The organism is Rhizobium leguminosarum, from assembly GCF_004123835.1.
GTDB lineage: Bacteria > Pseudomonadota > Alphaproteobacteria > Rhizobiales > Rhizobiaceae > Rhizobium > Rhizobium leguminosarum_M.
Genome location: NZ_MZMU01000012.1, coordinates 101851 through 116078 on the forward strand (window position 1 = coordinate 101851; position 14228 = coordinate 116078).

At 60.8% G+C, this 14228-nt stretch carries 17 protein-coding genes; 12 read left to right on the top strand and 5 right to left on the bottom strand.

Going from position 1 to position 14228, the window contains the following annotated elements:
* Nucleotides 1-68: 68 nt before the first annotated feature.
* The 3 genes from B5P46_RS17210 (at nucleotide 69) to B5P46_RS17220 (ending at nucleotide 2604) form a co-directional block, all read left to right on the top strand.
* On the top strand, nucleotides 69-1925 hold the full coding sequence (locus B5P46_RS17210; protein ID WP_129419705.1) for an ABC transporter ATP-binding protein: 1857 nt from the start codon (nucleotides 69-71) through the stop codon (nucleotides 1923-1925).
* A gap of 98 nt (nucleotides 1926-2023) precedes the next feature.
* Nucleotides 2024-2293 (top strand): ribbon-helix-helix domain-containing protein, encoded by a 270-nt coding sequence (locus B5P46_RS17215; protein ID WP_003541771.1) that lies wholly within the window; start codon nucleotides 2024-2026, stop codon nucleotides 2291-2293.
* A complete protein-coding gene (locus B5P46_RS17220) occupies nucleotides 2290-2604 on the top strand; it encodes a type II toxin-antitoxin system RelE/ParE family toxin (RefSeq protein WP_129419706.1) in 315 nt (104 codons plus the stop codon). The genes B5P46_RS17215 and B5P46_RS17220 overlap by 4 nt, the downstream gene beginning before the upstream one ends.
* 37 nt (nucleotides 2605-2641) lie before the next feature.
* Here the strand turns inward: B5P46_RS17220 and B5P46_RS17225 are convergent, their stop codons facing one another.
* Nucleotides 2642-2872, bottom strand: a complete 231-nt coding sequence (locus tag B5P46_RS17225; protein ID WP_129419707.1) for a CopG family ribbon-helix-helix protein — start codon at nucleotides 2870-2872, stop codon at nucleotides 2642-2644.
* Nucleotides 2873-3034: 162 nt separating this feature from the next.
* Between B5P46_RS17225 and B5P46_RS17230 the strand changes: the two genes are divergently transcribed.
* Entirely contained in the window at nucleotides 3035-4945 is a 1911-nt protein-coding gene (locus B5P46_RS17230; RefSeq protein ID WP_129419708.1) for an ABC transporter ATP-binding protein, read from the top strand.
* Here the strand turns inward: B5P46_RS17230 and B5P46_RS17235 are convergent.
* Nucleotides 4901-5833: an endonuclease/exonuclease/phosphatase family protein gene (locus B5P46_RS17235; RefSeq protein WP_129419709.1), complete on the bottom strand. Its 933-nt coding sequence runs from the start codon at nucleotides 5831-5833 to the stop codon at nucleotides 4901-4903. The genes B5P46_RS17230 and B5P46_RS17235 overlap by 45 nt on opposite strands.
* 283 nt (nucleotides 5834-6116) lie before the next feature.
* Here B5P46_RS17235 and petA point away from each other — a divergent pair, with 283 nt between their 5' ends.
* From petA to B5P46_RS17255, 4 genes are all read left to right on the top strand, one after another.
* Nucleotides 6117-6695 carry a ubiquinol-cytochrome c reductase iron-sulfur subunit gene (gene petA / locus B5P46_RS17240; RefSeq protein WP_129419710.1) on the top strand — a complete coding sequence of 193 codons (579 nt, stop codon included), beginning with the start codon at nucleotides 6117-6119 and terminating at the stop codon, nucleotides 6693-6695.
* Nucleotides 6696-6709: 14 nt separating this feature from the next.
* Nucleotides 6710-7990 carry a cytochrome b gene (locus B5P46_RS17245; RefSeq protein ID WP_129419711.1) on the top strand — a complete coding sequence of 427 codons (1281 nt, stop codon included), beginning with the start codon at nucleotides 6710-6712 and terminating at the stop codon, nucleotides 7988-7990.
* A 25-nt stretch (nucleotides 7991-8015) separates the two neighbouring features.
* Complete coding sequence (locus tag B5P46_RS17250; RefSeq protein ID WP_129419712.1) at nucleotides 8016-8897, top strand: cytochrome c1; 882 nt, start codon at nucleotides 8016-8018, stop codon at nucleotides 8895-8897.
* A gap of 115 nt (nucleotides 8898-9012) precedes the next feature.
* Nucleotides 9013-9555 carry an adenine phosphoribosyltransferase gene (locus B5P46_RS17255; protein ID WP_003561340.1) on the top strand — a complete coding sequence of 181 codons (543 nt, stop codon included), beginning with the start codon at nucleotides 9013-9015 and terminating at the stop codon, nucleotides 9553-9555.
* Between the two features lie 24 nt (nucleotides 9556-9579).
* Here B5P46_RS17255 and B5P46_RS17260 read toward each other — a convergent pair whose 3' ends face one another.
* Nucleotides 9580-10047: a MaoC family dehydratase gene (locus tag B5P46_RS17260; protein ID WP_129419713.1), complete on the bottom strand. Its 468-nt coding sequence runs from the start codon at nucleotides 10045-10047 to the stop codon at nucleotides 9580-9582.
* Entirely contained in the window at nucleotides 10044-10535 is a 492-nt protein-coding gene (locus tag B5P46_RS17265; RefSeq protein ID WP_129419714.1) for a MaoC family dehydratase, read from the bottom strand. Before B5P46_RS17265 ends, B5P46_RS17260 begins: the two co-directional genes overlap by 4 nt.
* Nucleotides 10536-10616: 81 nt before the next feature.
* Here B5P46_RS17265 and B5P46_RS17270 point away from each other — a divergent pair, with 81 nt between their 5' ends.
* Nucleotides 10617-11714, top strand: coding sequence for a hypothetical protein (locus B5P46_RS17270; protein WP_129419715.1), 1098 nt, complete (start codon nucleotides 10617-10619; stop codon nucleotides 11712-11714).
* Between the two features lie 166 nt (nucleotides 11715-11880).
* On the opposite strand, the gene ychF is transcribed toward B5P46_RS17270, so the two are convergent.
* A complete protein-coding gene (gene ychF, locus B5P46_RS17275; RefSeq protein ID WP_129419716.1) occupies nucleotides 11881-12984 on the bottom strand; it encodes a redox-regulated ATPase YchF in 1104 nt (367 codons plus the stop codon).
* Nucleotides 12985-13137: 153 nt separating this feature from the next.
* On the opposite strand from ychF, the gene B5P46_RS17280 reads away from it, so the two are divergent.
* The 3 genes from B5P46_RS17280 to clpS all read left to right on the top strand — a co-directional run bounded on the left by B5P46_RS17280 (nucleotide 13138) and on the right by clpS (nucleotide 14211).
* Entirely contained in the window at nucleotides 13138-13416 is a 279-nt protein-coding gene (locus B5P46_RS17280; protein ID WP_129419717.1) for an AbrB/MazE/SpoVT family DNA-binding domain-containing protein, read from the top strand.
* The gene (locus B5P46_RS17285) at nucleotides 13406-13804 is read left to right on the top strand and encodes a type II toxin-antitoxin system VapC family toxin (RefSeq protein WP_129419718.1); all 399 of its coding nucleotides are present in this window, start codon (nucleotides 13406-13408) and stop codon (nucleotides 13802-13804) included. Before B5P46_RS17280 ends, B5P46_RS17285 begins: the two co-directional genes overlap by 11 nt.
* A 95-nt stretch (nucleotides 13805-13899) precedes the next feature.
* Complete coding sequence (gene clpS / locus B5P46_RS17290) at nucleotides 13900-14211, top strand: ATP-dependent Clp protease adapter ClpS (RefSeq protein WP_003541733.1); 312 nt, start codon at nucleotides 13900-13902, stop codon at nucleotides 14209-14211.
* Nucleotides 14212-14228: the final 17 nt, after the last annotated feature.

The following is a 14228-nucleotide window of genomic DNA, read 5'->3' on the forward strand; positions in this document are numbered from 1 at the left end:
ATGTGCTTGCATAGCGCTGGGATGGCGCGAAGCCGGGAGCCGGAACGCTGACGTTTCGGAGCAATTTCATGTTTGGCTGGTTCGAACAGCGACTCAATCCCTTTCCAAGCGAGGACCCTGTCGCCCCGCCGAAAGGTCTCTTTGCCTTTTGCTGGCATTACAGCAAGCCGGCTGCGCCCTGGCTCGGCCTGATGGCCGTGCTGACCGCGCTGATCGCTATCGGCGAAGTGGCGCTGTTCCAGTTCCTCGGCGACATCGTCGACTGGCTGACCAATGCCGACCGCGCCACATTCCTGGAGAGAGAAGGCCACAAGCTTTTCTGGATGGCGGCGCTGGTGCTGATCGGCCTGCCTGTGGTAGCCGGGCTCGATTCGCTCATCATGCACCAGATGATGCTCGGCAATTATCCGATGATCGCACGCTGGCAGATGCACCGCTTCCTGCTGCGCCACAGCATGTCGTTCTTCGCCAACGAATTTGCCGGGCGTGTCGCCACCAAGGTGATGCAGACCTCGCTTGCCGTACGCGAAACGGTGATGAAGATCCTCGACGTCTTCGTCTATGTCGTCACCTACTTCCTGACGATGATCATCGTGATCGCAGCGGCGGACTGGCGGCTGATGATCCCGATCCTCGTCTGGCTCGCGGTCTATATCAGCATCGTCGCCTATTTCGTGCCGCGGCTTCGCAAGATCGCGGCGGCGCAGGCGGATGCGCGTTCGATGATGACGGGCCGCGTGGTCGACAGCTATACGAATATCGCGACGGTCAAGCTGTTTTCGCATGCGGGCCGCGAGGAGGTCTATGCCAAGGAGGGCATGGACGAGTTCCTGCAGACCGTGCACAAGCAGATGCGCAAGGTGACGCTCTTCCACATCTTCGTCTATGTGAACAACTGCGTTGCGCTCTTCGTCATCTCGGGCCTGTCGATCTGGTTCTGGCTGAACGGGGCGATCTCGGTCGGCGCCATCGCCATCGCCATCGGTCTTGCCATGCGCGTCAACGGCATGTCGCAATGGATCATGTGGGAAGTCTCGGCGCTGTTCGAGAATATCGGCACGGTCTATGACGGCATGGAGATGATGAGCAAACAGCACGACATCGTCGACAAGCCGGGCGCACCCACCCTGACGGCGAAGAAGGGCGCGATCCGCTACGACCGCATCCGCTTCCACTACGGCAAGAGCAAGGGCGTCATCGACAACCTGTCGCTCGACATCAAGGCAGGCGAGAAGGTCGGTCTGGTCGGCCGTTCCGGCGCCGGCAAGACGACGCTGATGAACCTGCTGCTGCGCTTTTACGATCTGGAGGACGGCCGCATCACCATCGATGGGCAGGACATCGCCGGCGTCTCGCAGGAAAGCCTGCGTTCGCTGATCGGCGTGGTGACGCAGGACACCTCGCTGCTGCATCGCTCGATCCGCGACAACATCGCCTATGGTCGTCCCGAAGCAACGGACGCCGAGGTGATCGAGGCCGCCAAACGCGCCAATGCCTGGGAGTTCATCGAAGGCCTCGTCGACATGCAAGGCCGCGCGGGGCTCGACGCGCAGGTCGGCGAACGCGGCGTCAAGCTCTCCGGCGGCCAGCGGCAGCGCGTCGCGATCGCCCGCGTCTTCCTGAAGGACGCGCCGATCCTGGTGCTCGACGAGGCGACCTCGGCGCTCGATTCGGAAGTCGAGGCGGCGATCCAGGAAAACCTCTTCGCCTTGATGGAGGGCAAGACGGTGATCGCCATCGCCCACCGGCTGTCAACGCTGACGGAGATGGACCGGCTGATCGTGCTCGACAAGGGCCGGATCATCGAGGCCGGCTCGCACAGCGAACTGATCGAGGCAGGCGGCATCTATGCCGACCTCTGGAACCGCCAGTCCGGCGGCTTCCTCTCCGATCACGCCGACGAAGCGGAAGAGGCCGCGGAATAAAGCTCGGCCTTCCCTGCGGAAACGGGGAGGGCTGCTTAACTGTTGAGAACAATTAAGAAGCTGTGCTACATTTCCTGGTCTCAACAAGGATATCGCCCATGGCGACCGTGACGATTTCACTGCCAGACAGCCTCAAGGCTTTTGTCGAAAGTCAGATGGCTAGCAAGGGCTATGGCAATGTCAGCGAATATTTCCGCGGCCTCGTTCGTGATGCGCAGGCGCGCGAAAACGAGGCGCGGCTCGAGGCTTTGCTGCTCGAGGGCCTGGCATCGGGTGATGCCGTGGAGGCAACGCCGGCATTCTGGAGCGATCTGAGAAAAGATGCCGCGCAGTTGCTAGCCGCGCAGAGCAAAAAGAAGTCGCCGTGAGACTTACAGTCAAGCCGGCAGCTCGCAACGATATTCTGTTGCAGCTTGCCTATCTTGCGGAGCATGGCGGAGAGGAGCTCGGTCTGCGGTTCCTGCATGCGACCGAGCAGTCTTTCACACGCCTTCTCGACTATCCTCATTCCGGCACGCCTAAAACATTCGTCAATTCGCATTTGACGGGCGTTAGATCATGGCCTGTTTCAGATTTTGAGGATATTCGCGCTTATTATATCGTTGAGAGTGAAGCAGTTACGATCTTGCGCGTTCTGCACGGCCGCCGGGATGTTATCGCCATTTTTGGCGAGGATTGACGCCCGCCGACGACCATGCGGAGCTCATTTTTTCCGCTCACAGACTGTCGGCCCAATCGATCACGCGGTGAGTTTCGACGACCACCATGGTGTTGGCGGCGGCGATCGTGCGCAGCGCGACCAGGCGGCGGTGCTCCTCCTGATCGATCCAGGTGGCAATGGCTTCGGCGACGATCTCGTCGCGCGGCAACCCCAGGGCGAATGCCAGGGCATCCAGCCTTTCTGCAAGCGGAAGCGGAACATGCACATCGAGCATTTTCGTTTCCATGGAAGTGGTCTCCGGTAAAGCGCGATCGTAACGTCAGATTGTGACCGGTTCGGGGGCATTCAATGGGTATGCCGCCGATGTTACCGATAATTACCAAAATATAACATTCTGTCCGCTTTTCATTCCCTTTGCCGGTCCGGCTAATCCGCCTATATCGCTTCTATGTTGCTGAACGCCATCCTCCGCCGGTTCGAAGCCTGGATCGATCCGTTCCGGCCACGCGCCAATCTCCAGCCGCCGCGCTCGACGCTCGGATTCATCTGGTTCTATATCGGCCAGGCGAGAATGCCGTTCATCGCCATGCTCATTCTCGGCGGCACGTCGGCGGCGATCGAGGCGGCGCTCTTCTGGTTCGTCGGGCGGCTCGTCGATATCCTCGGCAGCATCACGCCGGGTGCCGGCTGGAGCGGCCTTCTCGCCGCCCATGGCGGCGAATTGTTCGGCATGCTCGCCCTCATCGGGCTGGTGCGTTTCGTCGTCGCCTTCCTGATCGCGCTCGTTGACCAGCAGGTGATCACGCCGGGCTTCTATAATCTCGCACGCTGGCAATCCTATCTTCACGTCTCCAGGCAGTCATTGTCGTTCTTCCAGAGCGATTTTTCCGGGCGCATCGTGACGAAGGTCTGGTCGGCGGGGCAGGCCACCGGCGATCTCGTCACCTCGCTGATGGAAAGCGTCTGGTTCGTCGGCATCTATGCCGCAACGACGCTCGTGCTCGTCGCTCGGCTGGACTTTTCCCTTGCCGCCGTCGTGCTGTTCTGGCTTGGCGCCTTCAGCCTGCTTGCCCGCCACTTCGTCCCGCGGATCCGCCATCATTCCCGCGAAACGGCGGAAGCCGGATCGATGCTGAACGGCAGGATGGTCGACTCCTATAGCAACATGCAGACGCTGAAGCTGTTTGCACGCGACGAGGAGAGCGACCGCTACATGCGGCAGGGCTTCGATATCTATCAGGATACGGTGCTGCGATTCACGCGTTTCATCACCGGCGTCAGGGCCTCGATGGCGCTGCTCTCCGGCCTGATGATCGTGACGATGGCGGGGTTGAGCGTCGATCTCTGGCTGCGCGGCCTGGTCAGCTCCGGTGCCGTGGCATTCTCACTGGCACTGGTGCTCAGGCTGAATTTCCTGCTCGGACGGCTGATGACGCAGTTCAACGGCATCATGCGCAATCTCGGCACCATCCAGAATGCCGCCGAGTTGATCTCGCAGCCTCTGGGGCTCGTCGATCGGGCCGATGCGAAGACCCTGGTGATCCGGCAGCCCGGTGTCCGCTTCGACAATGTTTCCTTCCGCTACGGCAAGGGCCACCAGCCGGTCGTCGAGAATTTCTCGCTGACCATCCACCCGGGCGAAAAGGTCGGGATCGTCGGCCGTTCGGGCGCCGGGAAATCGACGCTGATGAACCTGCTGCTGCGCCTCTACGATATTCAAGATGGCCGCATTCTCATCGACGGCCAGGATATATCAGCCGTGACGCAGGAATCCCTCAGGATGCAGATCGGCGTCGTCAGCCAGGACACCTCGCTGCTGCATCGTTCGGTGCGCGACAACATCCTGTTCGGACGGCCGGATGCCGGCGAGGAGGGGCTGGTCGAGGCGGCCAGGCGCGCCGAAGCCATCGACTTCATCGCCCGCCTGCAGGATCAGCAAGGCCGCAGAGGTTTCGATGCGCATGTCGGCGAACGCGGCGTCAAACTGTCCGGCGGGCAGCGGCAGCGCATCGCCATTGCCCGCGTCATGCTGAAGGACGCGCCGATCCTCGTTCTCGACGAAGCGACGTCGGCGCTCGATTCGGAAGTGGAGGAAGCGATCCAGTCCAATCTCCATCGGATCATGGAAGGCAAGACAGTGCTTGCGATCGCCCATCGGCTGTCGACGATCGCCGCGCTCGACCGGCTGATCGTCGTCGATCTCGGCCGGATCATCGAGGAGGGCAGTCATGACGAACTGCTTCGCCACGGCGGGCTCTATGCCGAACTTTGGGCGCGCCAGTCTGGCGGCTTCCTTGCGGATGAGGATGCGGGCTCAAGGGTCGACAACGAATTCCGCCATGAGGCCAAAATGATTTGATCCGAAGCCGTTCTCGATGCGGCGGACCGATTTCAGCCGCAGGGGCGCCCGGGTAAAGATATGATCGATCGGAATGCCGAAAGCACCGGCGCGGATCGGCCATGTCGCGGGCTCCAACGATGCCGTGCCCAAGCCTTGAGTGCGCATGAGATACTGCACGTCGGGCGCCAGAATCGACGTATTGAAATCACCGGCGAGAACGACCGGTCCCGAAAGGGTAGGGATGACCTCCGCTAGATCCCAGACCTCCAGGCCGTGGAATTCGTCGTAATAAGGTTTGGTCAGGTGCGCGGCGAGGAAATTGACCTTCTGGCCATCGAAATCGATCGTCGAGATCGTCAGCCGGTTGCGCCAGAGCAGGCCGAGATTGCGGATGCGGGGTTCGATCAGCGGACGCTTCGACAGCACCAGCGTATCGCATTGCTCCATGCCGACACCGCAGCCGATATAATAGGGATAGACCTTCAACAATCGCGGCAGTTCCGACAGCAGCGGCTCGGCCTCCAGGATGTTGACGACATCGGCGCCCGAGGCGATGACCATGTCGGCGATCGCTGGGCCGTTTGCGAAATTATCGTTCTCGATATTGAAGGACATCAGCCTGAACAGGGTCGGGCGGCTCTCCTCGACGGCCGGTTCGACGAATTCGCGCATCATCACGACACCGTGGACGGCAAGGATCACCGATACCGCGAGGGTCAGCAGGCCATACCAGTGGCGCTTGACGAGCAGGGCAGCGACCGAGGCCACCGCGCCGGCCACCGCCAGATGAACCTGGAAGCTGTAAAAGAAGGACAGCAGATAGAAATCGGTGACGTATCGCAGGGAGACGATGGCGAGAACAAGCGTCGTAAGAACGCTGAATACGCAAAAAATCGTGTCTCTCATCCGCTCCGGTCCGGCTCACTGGCATGGCTTGGACTGCGCCTATCACGAGGGCTTTTTTGTTGCAATGCAACATAATGGCAAGCGCGTGTTTGCCTTAAAAAATTCATCCGAAATTTCCCGCGACATTGTGCCCTCATCCCCTTGCCAAGGCTGGACATAATTTGCGATCAAGCATAGAACGCGCCGGATTGCCGGGGAATCTATGGCCGAATTGTGTCTGGAGGGATTCGCCGGTAGAGGGGGCAGGGCGGAATTCCGCGAATTTGCGCAGAGGATGTTAGCCGTGAGCGAACACGAAACGACAAGCGAGGGCACGGGCGAACCCACTCGCCGTGATTTCCTTTATCTCACCACTGGTATGGCGGGCGCCGTCGGCGCCGTCGCGGTCGCTTGGCCGTTCATCGATCAGATGCGTCCTGACGCTTCGACGCTTGCTCTCGCCTCCATCGAAGTCGACGTTGCCAGCCTTGAGCCCGGCATGTCGCTGACAGTCAAGTGGCGCGGCAAGCCGATCTTCATCCGCAATCGCACGCCGGAAGAAGTAAAGGCCGCAGCCGATGTTCCGGTGTCGGACCTTAAGGACCCGGTAGCCCGCAATGCAAACCTTCCTGCCGAGGCTCAGGCAACGGGCGTCGACCGCTCGGGCGGCGAAGGCAAGGAAAACTGGATCGTCATGGTCGGTACCTGCACTCATCTCGGTTGCGTCCCGCTCGGCCAGGCCGGCGAATACAATGGTTGGTTCTGTCCCTGCCATGGCTCGGTCTACGACACGGCCGGCCGCATCCGGAAGGGTCCTGCGTCTGAGAACCTGGCGATCCCGACCTTTTCATTTGTGTCCGATACCAAAATCAAGATCGGTTGAGGGGAGACTGATTCATGAGTGGCCATTCCAGCTACGAACCATCAACCGGCTTCGAGAAATGGGTCGATGCGCGCCTGCCGCTGCCGCGCATGGTCTATGACAGCTTCGTGGCATATCCGGTTCCGCGTAACCTGAACTATGCCTATACCTTCGGAGCCATGCTCTCCGTCATGCTGGTCGTGCAGATCCTGACGGGCGTCGTGCTCGCCATGCATTACGCCGCCGACACGGCGATTGCATTCAACTCCGTTGAAAAGATCATGCGCGACGTGAACCACGGCTGGCTGCTGCGCTACATGCATGCCAACGGCGCATCCTTCTTCTTCGTCGCCGTCTACCTGCACATCGCCCGCGGCCTCTATTACGGTTCCTACAAGGCGCCGCGTGAAATCCTCTGGATCCTCGGCGTCGTCATCTACCTCCTGATGATGGCGACCGGCTTCATGGGCTACGTCCTGCCCTGGGGCCAGATGTCCTTCTGGGGCGCGACCGTCATCACCGGCTTCTTCTCGGCCTTCCCGATGATCGGTGAATCGCTCCAGCAGTTCCTGCTCGGCGGCTTTGCCGTCGAACAGCCGACGCTGAACCGCTTCTTCTCGCTCCACTACCTGCTGCCCTTCATGATCGCCGGCGTCGTCGTCCTGCACATCTGGGCGCTGCACGTCGTCGGCCAGACGAACCCGACGGGCGTCGAGGTCAAGACGAAGACGGACACGGTGCGCTTCACGCCCTATGCGACCATGAAGGATGCGCTCGGCGTATCGGTCTTCCTGCTGGTCTATGCCTATTTCGTCTTCTACATGCCGAACTTCCTCGGCCATGCCGACAACTACATCCCGGCCGACCCGTTGAAGACGCCGGCCCACATCGTTCCGGAATGGTATTTCCTGCCGTTCTACGCGATGCTGCGTTCGATCACCTTCAACATCGGCCCGATCGACTCCAAGCTCGGCGGCGTGCTCGTGATGTTCGGTGCGATCATCGTGCTGTTCTTCCTGCCCTGGCTCGACACTTCCAAGGTTCGCTCCGCGGTCTACCGTCCCTGGTACAAGCTGTTCTACTGGCTGTTCGTGATCAACGCGATCATCCTCGGCTGGCTCGGATCGCAGCCGGCGGAAGGTGACTTCGTCTGGATCTCTCAGGTCTGCACGCTCCTCTACTTCGCATTCTTCCTGGTTGCCATGCCGGTGCTCGGCCTGGTGGAAACGCCGCGCCGCATCCCGAACTCGATCACCGAAGCGGTGCTCGAGAAGCGCAACAAGACAGCTGCCGCCAGTGCAGCGGCCAATGCGTAAGCGCGCGACGGAAGGGAACAGAAACATGAAAACGCTTGTTGCAAGCATTCTCTCGCTCGCTGTCATTGCCGGTCTCAGCGGCGCGGCTCTGGCCGAGGAGGCGCCCGCCAACGGTGCGGCTCCGGCCCACCACGCGGAAGGTGAGACGCCGCATTATCCGCTGAAGCATCCGAAGGAGGAAGAATGGTCTTTCGCCGGTCCGTTCGGCCATTACGACAAGGGACAGCTCCAGCGCGGCCTCAAGGTCTACACGGAAGTCTGTGCAGCCTGTCATTCGATGAAGCTCGTGCCCTTCCGCACGCTCGACGAACTCGGCTATTCCGAGGCGCAGGTGAAGGCCTTCGCCGCGAATTACGAGGTCCAGGACGGTCCCGACCCCAGCGGCGAGATGTTTACCCGCAAGGCGGTTCCTTCCGATTACTTCCCGTCGCCTTTCCCCAATGCTGAAGCCGCGGCTGCTTCCAACAATGGCGCGGCTCCGCCCGATTTTTCGCTGATCGCCAAGGCCCGCTCAGTCGAGCGCGGCTTTCCGCAGTTCGTTTTCGACATTTTCACGCAATATCAGGAAAGCGGCCCGGACTATATCCACGCATTGCTGACCGGCTATGAAGAGCCTCCGGCCGGTTTCCAGGTGCCGCAGGGCGGACATTATAACCCTTACTTCAATGCTGCCGCCGTCCTTGCCATGCCGAAGCCGCTCTCTGACGGCCAAGTAACCTATGACGATGGCGCGCCGGCGACGGTCGACCAGTATTCGAGGGACGTTACCGCCTTCCTGATGTGGGCCGCTGAGCCGCATCTCGATGAGCGCAAGCGCACCGGCTTCATGGTCATGATCTTCCTGGCGATCTTCACGGTGCTGATCTACCTGACGAAGCGCTCGATCTACGCCAATAAGGAACATTGAGCGGTTCCCCGCCGGATTTCGAAAGGCGGCCTACGGGCCGCCTTTTTTGTTGGTTCCGCCCCTGGCAATTGATAAAGTCCAGCCAGTTTCATGCGTTCGCAGATATGGATTTTCCATGAACAATACGACTTCGGAGCTCGCAGCCAGCATCCGCTCCATTCCCGACTATCCCAAGCCCGGCATCATCTTCCGCGACATCACCACGCTGCTCGGCAACCCTCGGGCTTTCCGCCGGGCGGTCGATGAACTCGTGCAGCCCTATGCGGGCACGAAGATCGACAAGATCGCCGGCATGGAGGCGCGCGGCTTCATCCTCGGCGGCGCGGTGGCGCACCAGCTTTCCTCAGGCTTCGTACCGATCCGCAAGAAAGGCAAGCTGCCGCACGAGACCGTGCGCATCGCCTACAGCCTGGAATATGGCGTCGACGAGATGGAGATGCATCGCGATGCTGTCCAGCCCGGCGAGAAGGTGATCCTGGTCGACGACCTGATCGCCACCGGCGGCACGGCGGTGGGTGCCACGAAGCTACTGCGCCAGATCGGCGCGGAAGTGGTCGGCGCCTGTTTCGTCATCGACCTGCCGGACCTTGGCGGCCGCAAGAAGCTGGAAGAGCTCGGCGTCGTCGTGCATACGCTGGTCGAATTCTCCGGCCACTGAGCCCTCGTCCTACTGCCTGCAGCGTCAGTCGAATTCGAGCACGCCGCTTTCGAAGCGGATAACGGCATCGCCGTTTTGATTGACGCCCTCGCAGAGGATGGTGTTGAGGTGCCATCCCGGCCGCGACGCGAGCGCCCGGCTGGAGAGGAAGGCGACGGAATAGGTGACGACGTCGCCGACGAAGACCGGCCGCAGCCATTGCAGTTTCTGGAAGCCGGGTGAGGGGCCGAGGTTCGGCGACGTCAGGCCGTTTTGCGCGAGTGCGGCGCTCTGCCTTTCCCAAAAAGCGAGGAAGGTTCGCATCCAGGCGGCGGTGGTGTGCCAGCCCGAGGCGCAGAGATCGCCGAAGAAGGTGTCCTTGGCGGCTTCTTTGTCGACGTGGAAACGCTGCGGATCGTAGCGCGTCGCGAAACGGATGATGTTTTCCTCGGTAAAAGTGTAGCTGCCGATCTCGGCCTTCTCGCCAACCGTGTAAAGCTCGGACATCCTCATGCTGATGTCTCCGGGCTTATGCCGATATCCGCGGGCCCGGCGCGCATGCCGAACATGACCGAATTCTCCGAGACGCAGACGAGTTCGCCGCGCTGGTTTTCCACCTCGTGGCGAAACTTGACGATACCCATTCCGGCGCGCGAGCGCATCGGCCGGGCTTCAAGCACGGTCGAATGGCCGGACAGCGTGTCGCCGGCAAGCACGGGCTTTCGCCATTCCATCAGATCGACGCCCGGCGCACCTTCGCAGAGCGAATGCAGCACATAACTGTCGGCCATCATACGCATGAACATAGAAGAGGTATGCCAGCCGGAAGCGGCAAGTCCGCCGAGAATGCTGGCGCGGCCGGCAGCCTCATCGAGATGCATCGGTTGCGGGTCGAATTCGCTTGCGAACTCAATGATTTCTTCGGTGGTCACCGGCTTCGGACCAAGCGCGAAGCGGCGGCCGGGCTGGAAATCCTCGAAGGAAAGCTTTTCTGCCGACATTCGCTCCTCCCGCCATATGCAGCGCACAATGCTTACAATAGCATCCGCGCGGGCTCAATGATTCCGGGGAGATAAACCGGCATGACTGAACTAAGGTCGATACTCGACGAGGCCGTGCGCCAGGAGCTGATTTCGCCGGAGGCGGGCGGGCGGCTTTTGCCGTTCCTGACGGCGCGCGGGGTCGTCGTCGCTGAGGCACAGCCGGCAATGGCGGCGGAGGGGCAGGCCTGGTCGGATACCGAGACGCCACGCTTCGTGCGCGGCTTCCACGACGTGCTGATCACCATCGGCGTCGTGGTGGCGCTCGGCGGCCTCTGGGGGCTTGCCGCACTTTATGCCGTGCTGCCTGCCATCATCGTGCTTTCGGAAATCCTGGTGCGCCGCCAGCGGCTCGCGTTGCCGGCCGTCAGCCTGACGATTGCGCTGCTCTGCTGGACATTCCTGCTGATGTCCTTCTTCTTCAAGCCGGGAACATCAGCCTTCAATGATATCGGGGCGGAGGCGACGCAGTTCGTCGCCGGCTTCCCGATCATTCTCGGTCTCTATTATGCCCGGTACCGCGTGCCGCTGTCGCTGGCGCTCTGCATCACCTCGGCCCTTGCGCTGGTGCTCACCCTGCTATTGCGTCTCATGCAATGGGCGAGCGGCGATCCGCAATTCTTCTCCAACCATCCCCTCCTGCTCGCGGTGGTCTTCCTCGTTTGCGCGCTCGGGCTGTTTGCAACGGCGCTCTATTTCGACCTCGGCGACCGGTTGCGCCGGACGACACGCTCCGATATCGCCTTCTGGCTTCACCTCGGCGCGGCACCGGCTCTGCTCTTCAGCGTAAGGCTGCTGATGTCGTTCGACGGCAATTTGCTCGATGTTGCCCAGACGGTGTCGATCAAGACGCCCATCATTGTTATCAGCGTGGTGGTGTTGATGCTGATCGGCCTTATTATCGACCGGCGCGCCTTCGTCACGTCAGGCCTGCTGTCGCTCGGTTTTGCGATCTACGGCATTTTCCGGCAGGGGAGTGCGACGGTTGACACCTATATCTTCACGACGCTGATCGTCGTCGGAGCGATCGTGCTCATCATCGGAACAGGCTGGATGCCGCTGCGCCGCATCGTGCTGCGGGCGCTGCCGGCCGCCATTTCGCAAAGACTGCCGCCTGCCGTCTTGGCGGCGACACCGTAAAGCTAGGTCGCCCAATCTGCTGAGCAGTTGGGCGACAAGCATTGGTCTGGACAGCAGCAGTTTCCGGTTAGAGCGGTTCAGCTTTCATGGAAGCGCAGAACCGTTCTAACCTTTTATTTTCTCGCAATTCCCGGCAAAATCGCTTCGCGCTTTGCCTGAAATTGCTTTAGGTGTTGAAGCGGAAATGGATGACGTCGCCGTCCTGGACGACGTATTCCTTGCCTTCGTCGCGCGCCTTGCCGGCATCCTTGGCGCCGACTTCGCCGTTGTATTTGATGTAGTCGTCATAGGCGATGGTGTTGGCGCGGATGAAGCCGCGCTCGAAATCCGAATGGATGACGCCGGCGGCCTGCGGCGCCTTGGTGCCGCGCTCGATCGTCCAGGCGCGCGTTTCCTTCGGGCCGACGGTAAAATAGGTGATGAGGTGGAGCAGCTTGTAGCCGGCGCGGATCAGCCGGTCGAGGCCCGCCTCGTCAAGGTCGAGGGCGGCGAGGAATTCCTTGGCTTCCTCTTCTGGAAGCTGGGCGACCTCCGCTTCGATCGCCGCCGAGATGACGACGGTTTCGGCACCCTGTTCCTTCGCCATGACGGCAACGGCCTCGGTGAATTCGTTGCCGGTCGAGGCATCGCCTTCGGCGACGTTGCAGACGTAGAGCACCGGATGCGAGGTCAGAAGATTGAGGCTCTTGAGGATGACGATTTCTTCCGCATCGAGCGTCGACAGCAGCGTGCGGACCGGCTTGCCTTCGTTGAGCAACTTCAGCGAGGCTTCCATGATCGGCAGCATCGCCACCGAATCCTTGTCCTTGCCGGTGGCGCGCTTGCGCGTCTGCTCGGTGCGGCGCTCCAGGCTTTCGAGGTCGGCAAGCATCAGCTCGGTCTCGATCGTCTCGGCATCGGCGACCGGGTTGATGCGGCCCTCGACATGAGTGATGTCGCTGTCTTCGAAGCAGCGGAGCACATGGACGATGGCGTCGACCTCGCGGATATTGGCGAGGAACTGGTTGCCGAGGCCTTCGCCCTTCGAGGCGCCGCGCACCAGGCCGGCGATATCGACGAAGGAGATGCGGGTCGGGATCAGTTCCTTCGACTTGGCGATGTCGGCAAGCTTGCGCATGCGCGGATCGGGAACGGCGACTTCGCCGGTGTTCGGCTCGATGGTGCAGAAGGGGTAGTTCGCCGCCTGTGCGGCGGCCGTCTTGGTGAGCGCGTTGAAGAGGGTCGATTTGCCGACATTCGGCAGCCCGACGATACCGCATTTGAAGCCCATGGCTTGATCCATATCTATTGGTAACTTTGCCCTGCCTATGCGGGAATGGCCGCCCTGGGTCAAGGGTTCGCAACATGAATTGAAAAAGCTGAGGCGCTCGGCTTGAAGGTAAGGCGGCTTAGCCTTACTTTTGGAGCAAAGGATACCATCAGCATGGCAACTCTGACTGTGACGGCAAAGGGGCAGGTCACCCTGAAAAAGGAGGTGCTTCAGCATCTCGGGGTCAGGCCCGGCGACAAGATCGATGTCGATCTCCTGCCTGGCGGCAGACTCGAGGTCATTGCTGTTGAGAGGCGGCCGGTCGCCGGCTCGGTGGAAAGCTTCTTCGGGAGTTTGGAGAACAAGGAGAATATTCATGCGACGCTCGAAGAGATCGATGAGGCCATAAAGGCGGGCTGGGCAGGCGAGGTCGGCGTCGACAATGATCGTTGATACGAATGTGCTCGTACGTTCGGCCGCGCACGACGATCCGAAGCAAACTGAGCGTGCAAGGACGTTCATGCGCGAGGCCGAACGCCTGTTCATTTCCAATCTGACGTTTTGCGAATTCGTCTGGGTCGCCAGCCGGGTCTATCGCAAGAGCGCTTCAGAGATATCAGCGGCCATCCGGCTGCTGATATCGGACAGGAAGGTTGTCTACGACAGAGTTGCCGTCGAAGCCGGACTATCCTTTCTCGATGCTGGCGGGGACTTCGCCGATGGCATCATCGTCTTCGAAGGTCGCAGGCTTGGCGGCGAAACATTCGTGACATTCGACAAGAAGGCTGCCGCAATCCTGGAAAAAGCCGGCCAGAATTGCCTCCTGCTCTCCGCGGAATAACACTCCGTCATTGAACTGCCGTGCTTACGGTGCAATATATTGGCGGCGGACGTTTTCTCCGCCTTTTCCATGTCATCAACGGGTGGGTTTTTCCGATGAGTGACAATGACATTGCCCTGAAACCGAAGGCCAAAGTGAAGCTCAAGCTAGACAAGCCGAAGCTCTACAAGGTCATTCTCGTCAATGACGATTATACGCCGCGCGAATTGGTGATCATGATCCTGAAGGCCGTCTTCCGCATGAGCGAGGAGACCGGCTACCGGGTGATGATGACGGCGCACAAGCTGGGTTCCTGCGTGGTCGTGGTCTGCGTCAGGGACATCGCAGAGACCAAGGCCAAGGAAGGCATCGACCTTGCCAAGGGCATGGGCTTTCCGCTGATGTTCACCACCGAACCGGAGGAATAGGCGCTTTCCGAGGGCCG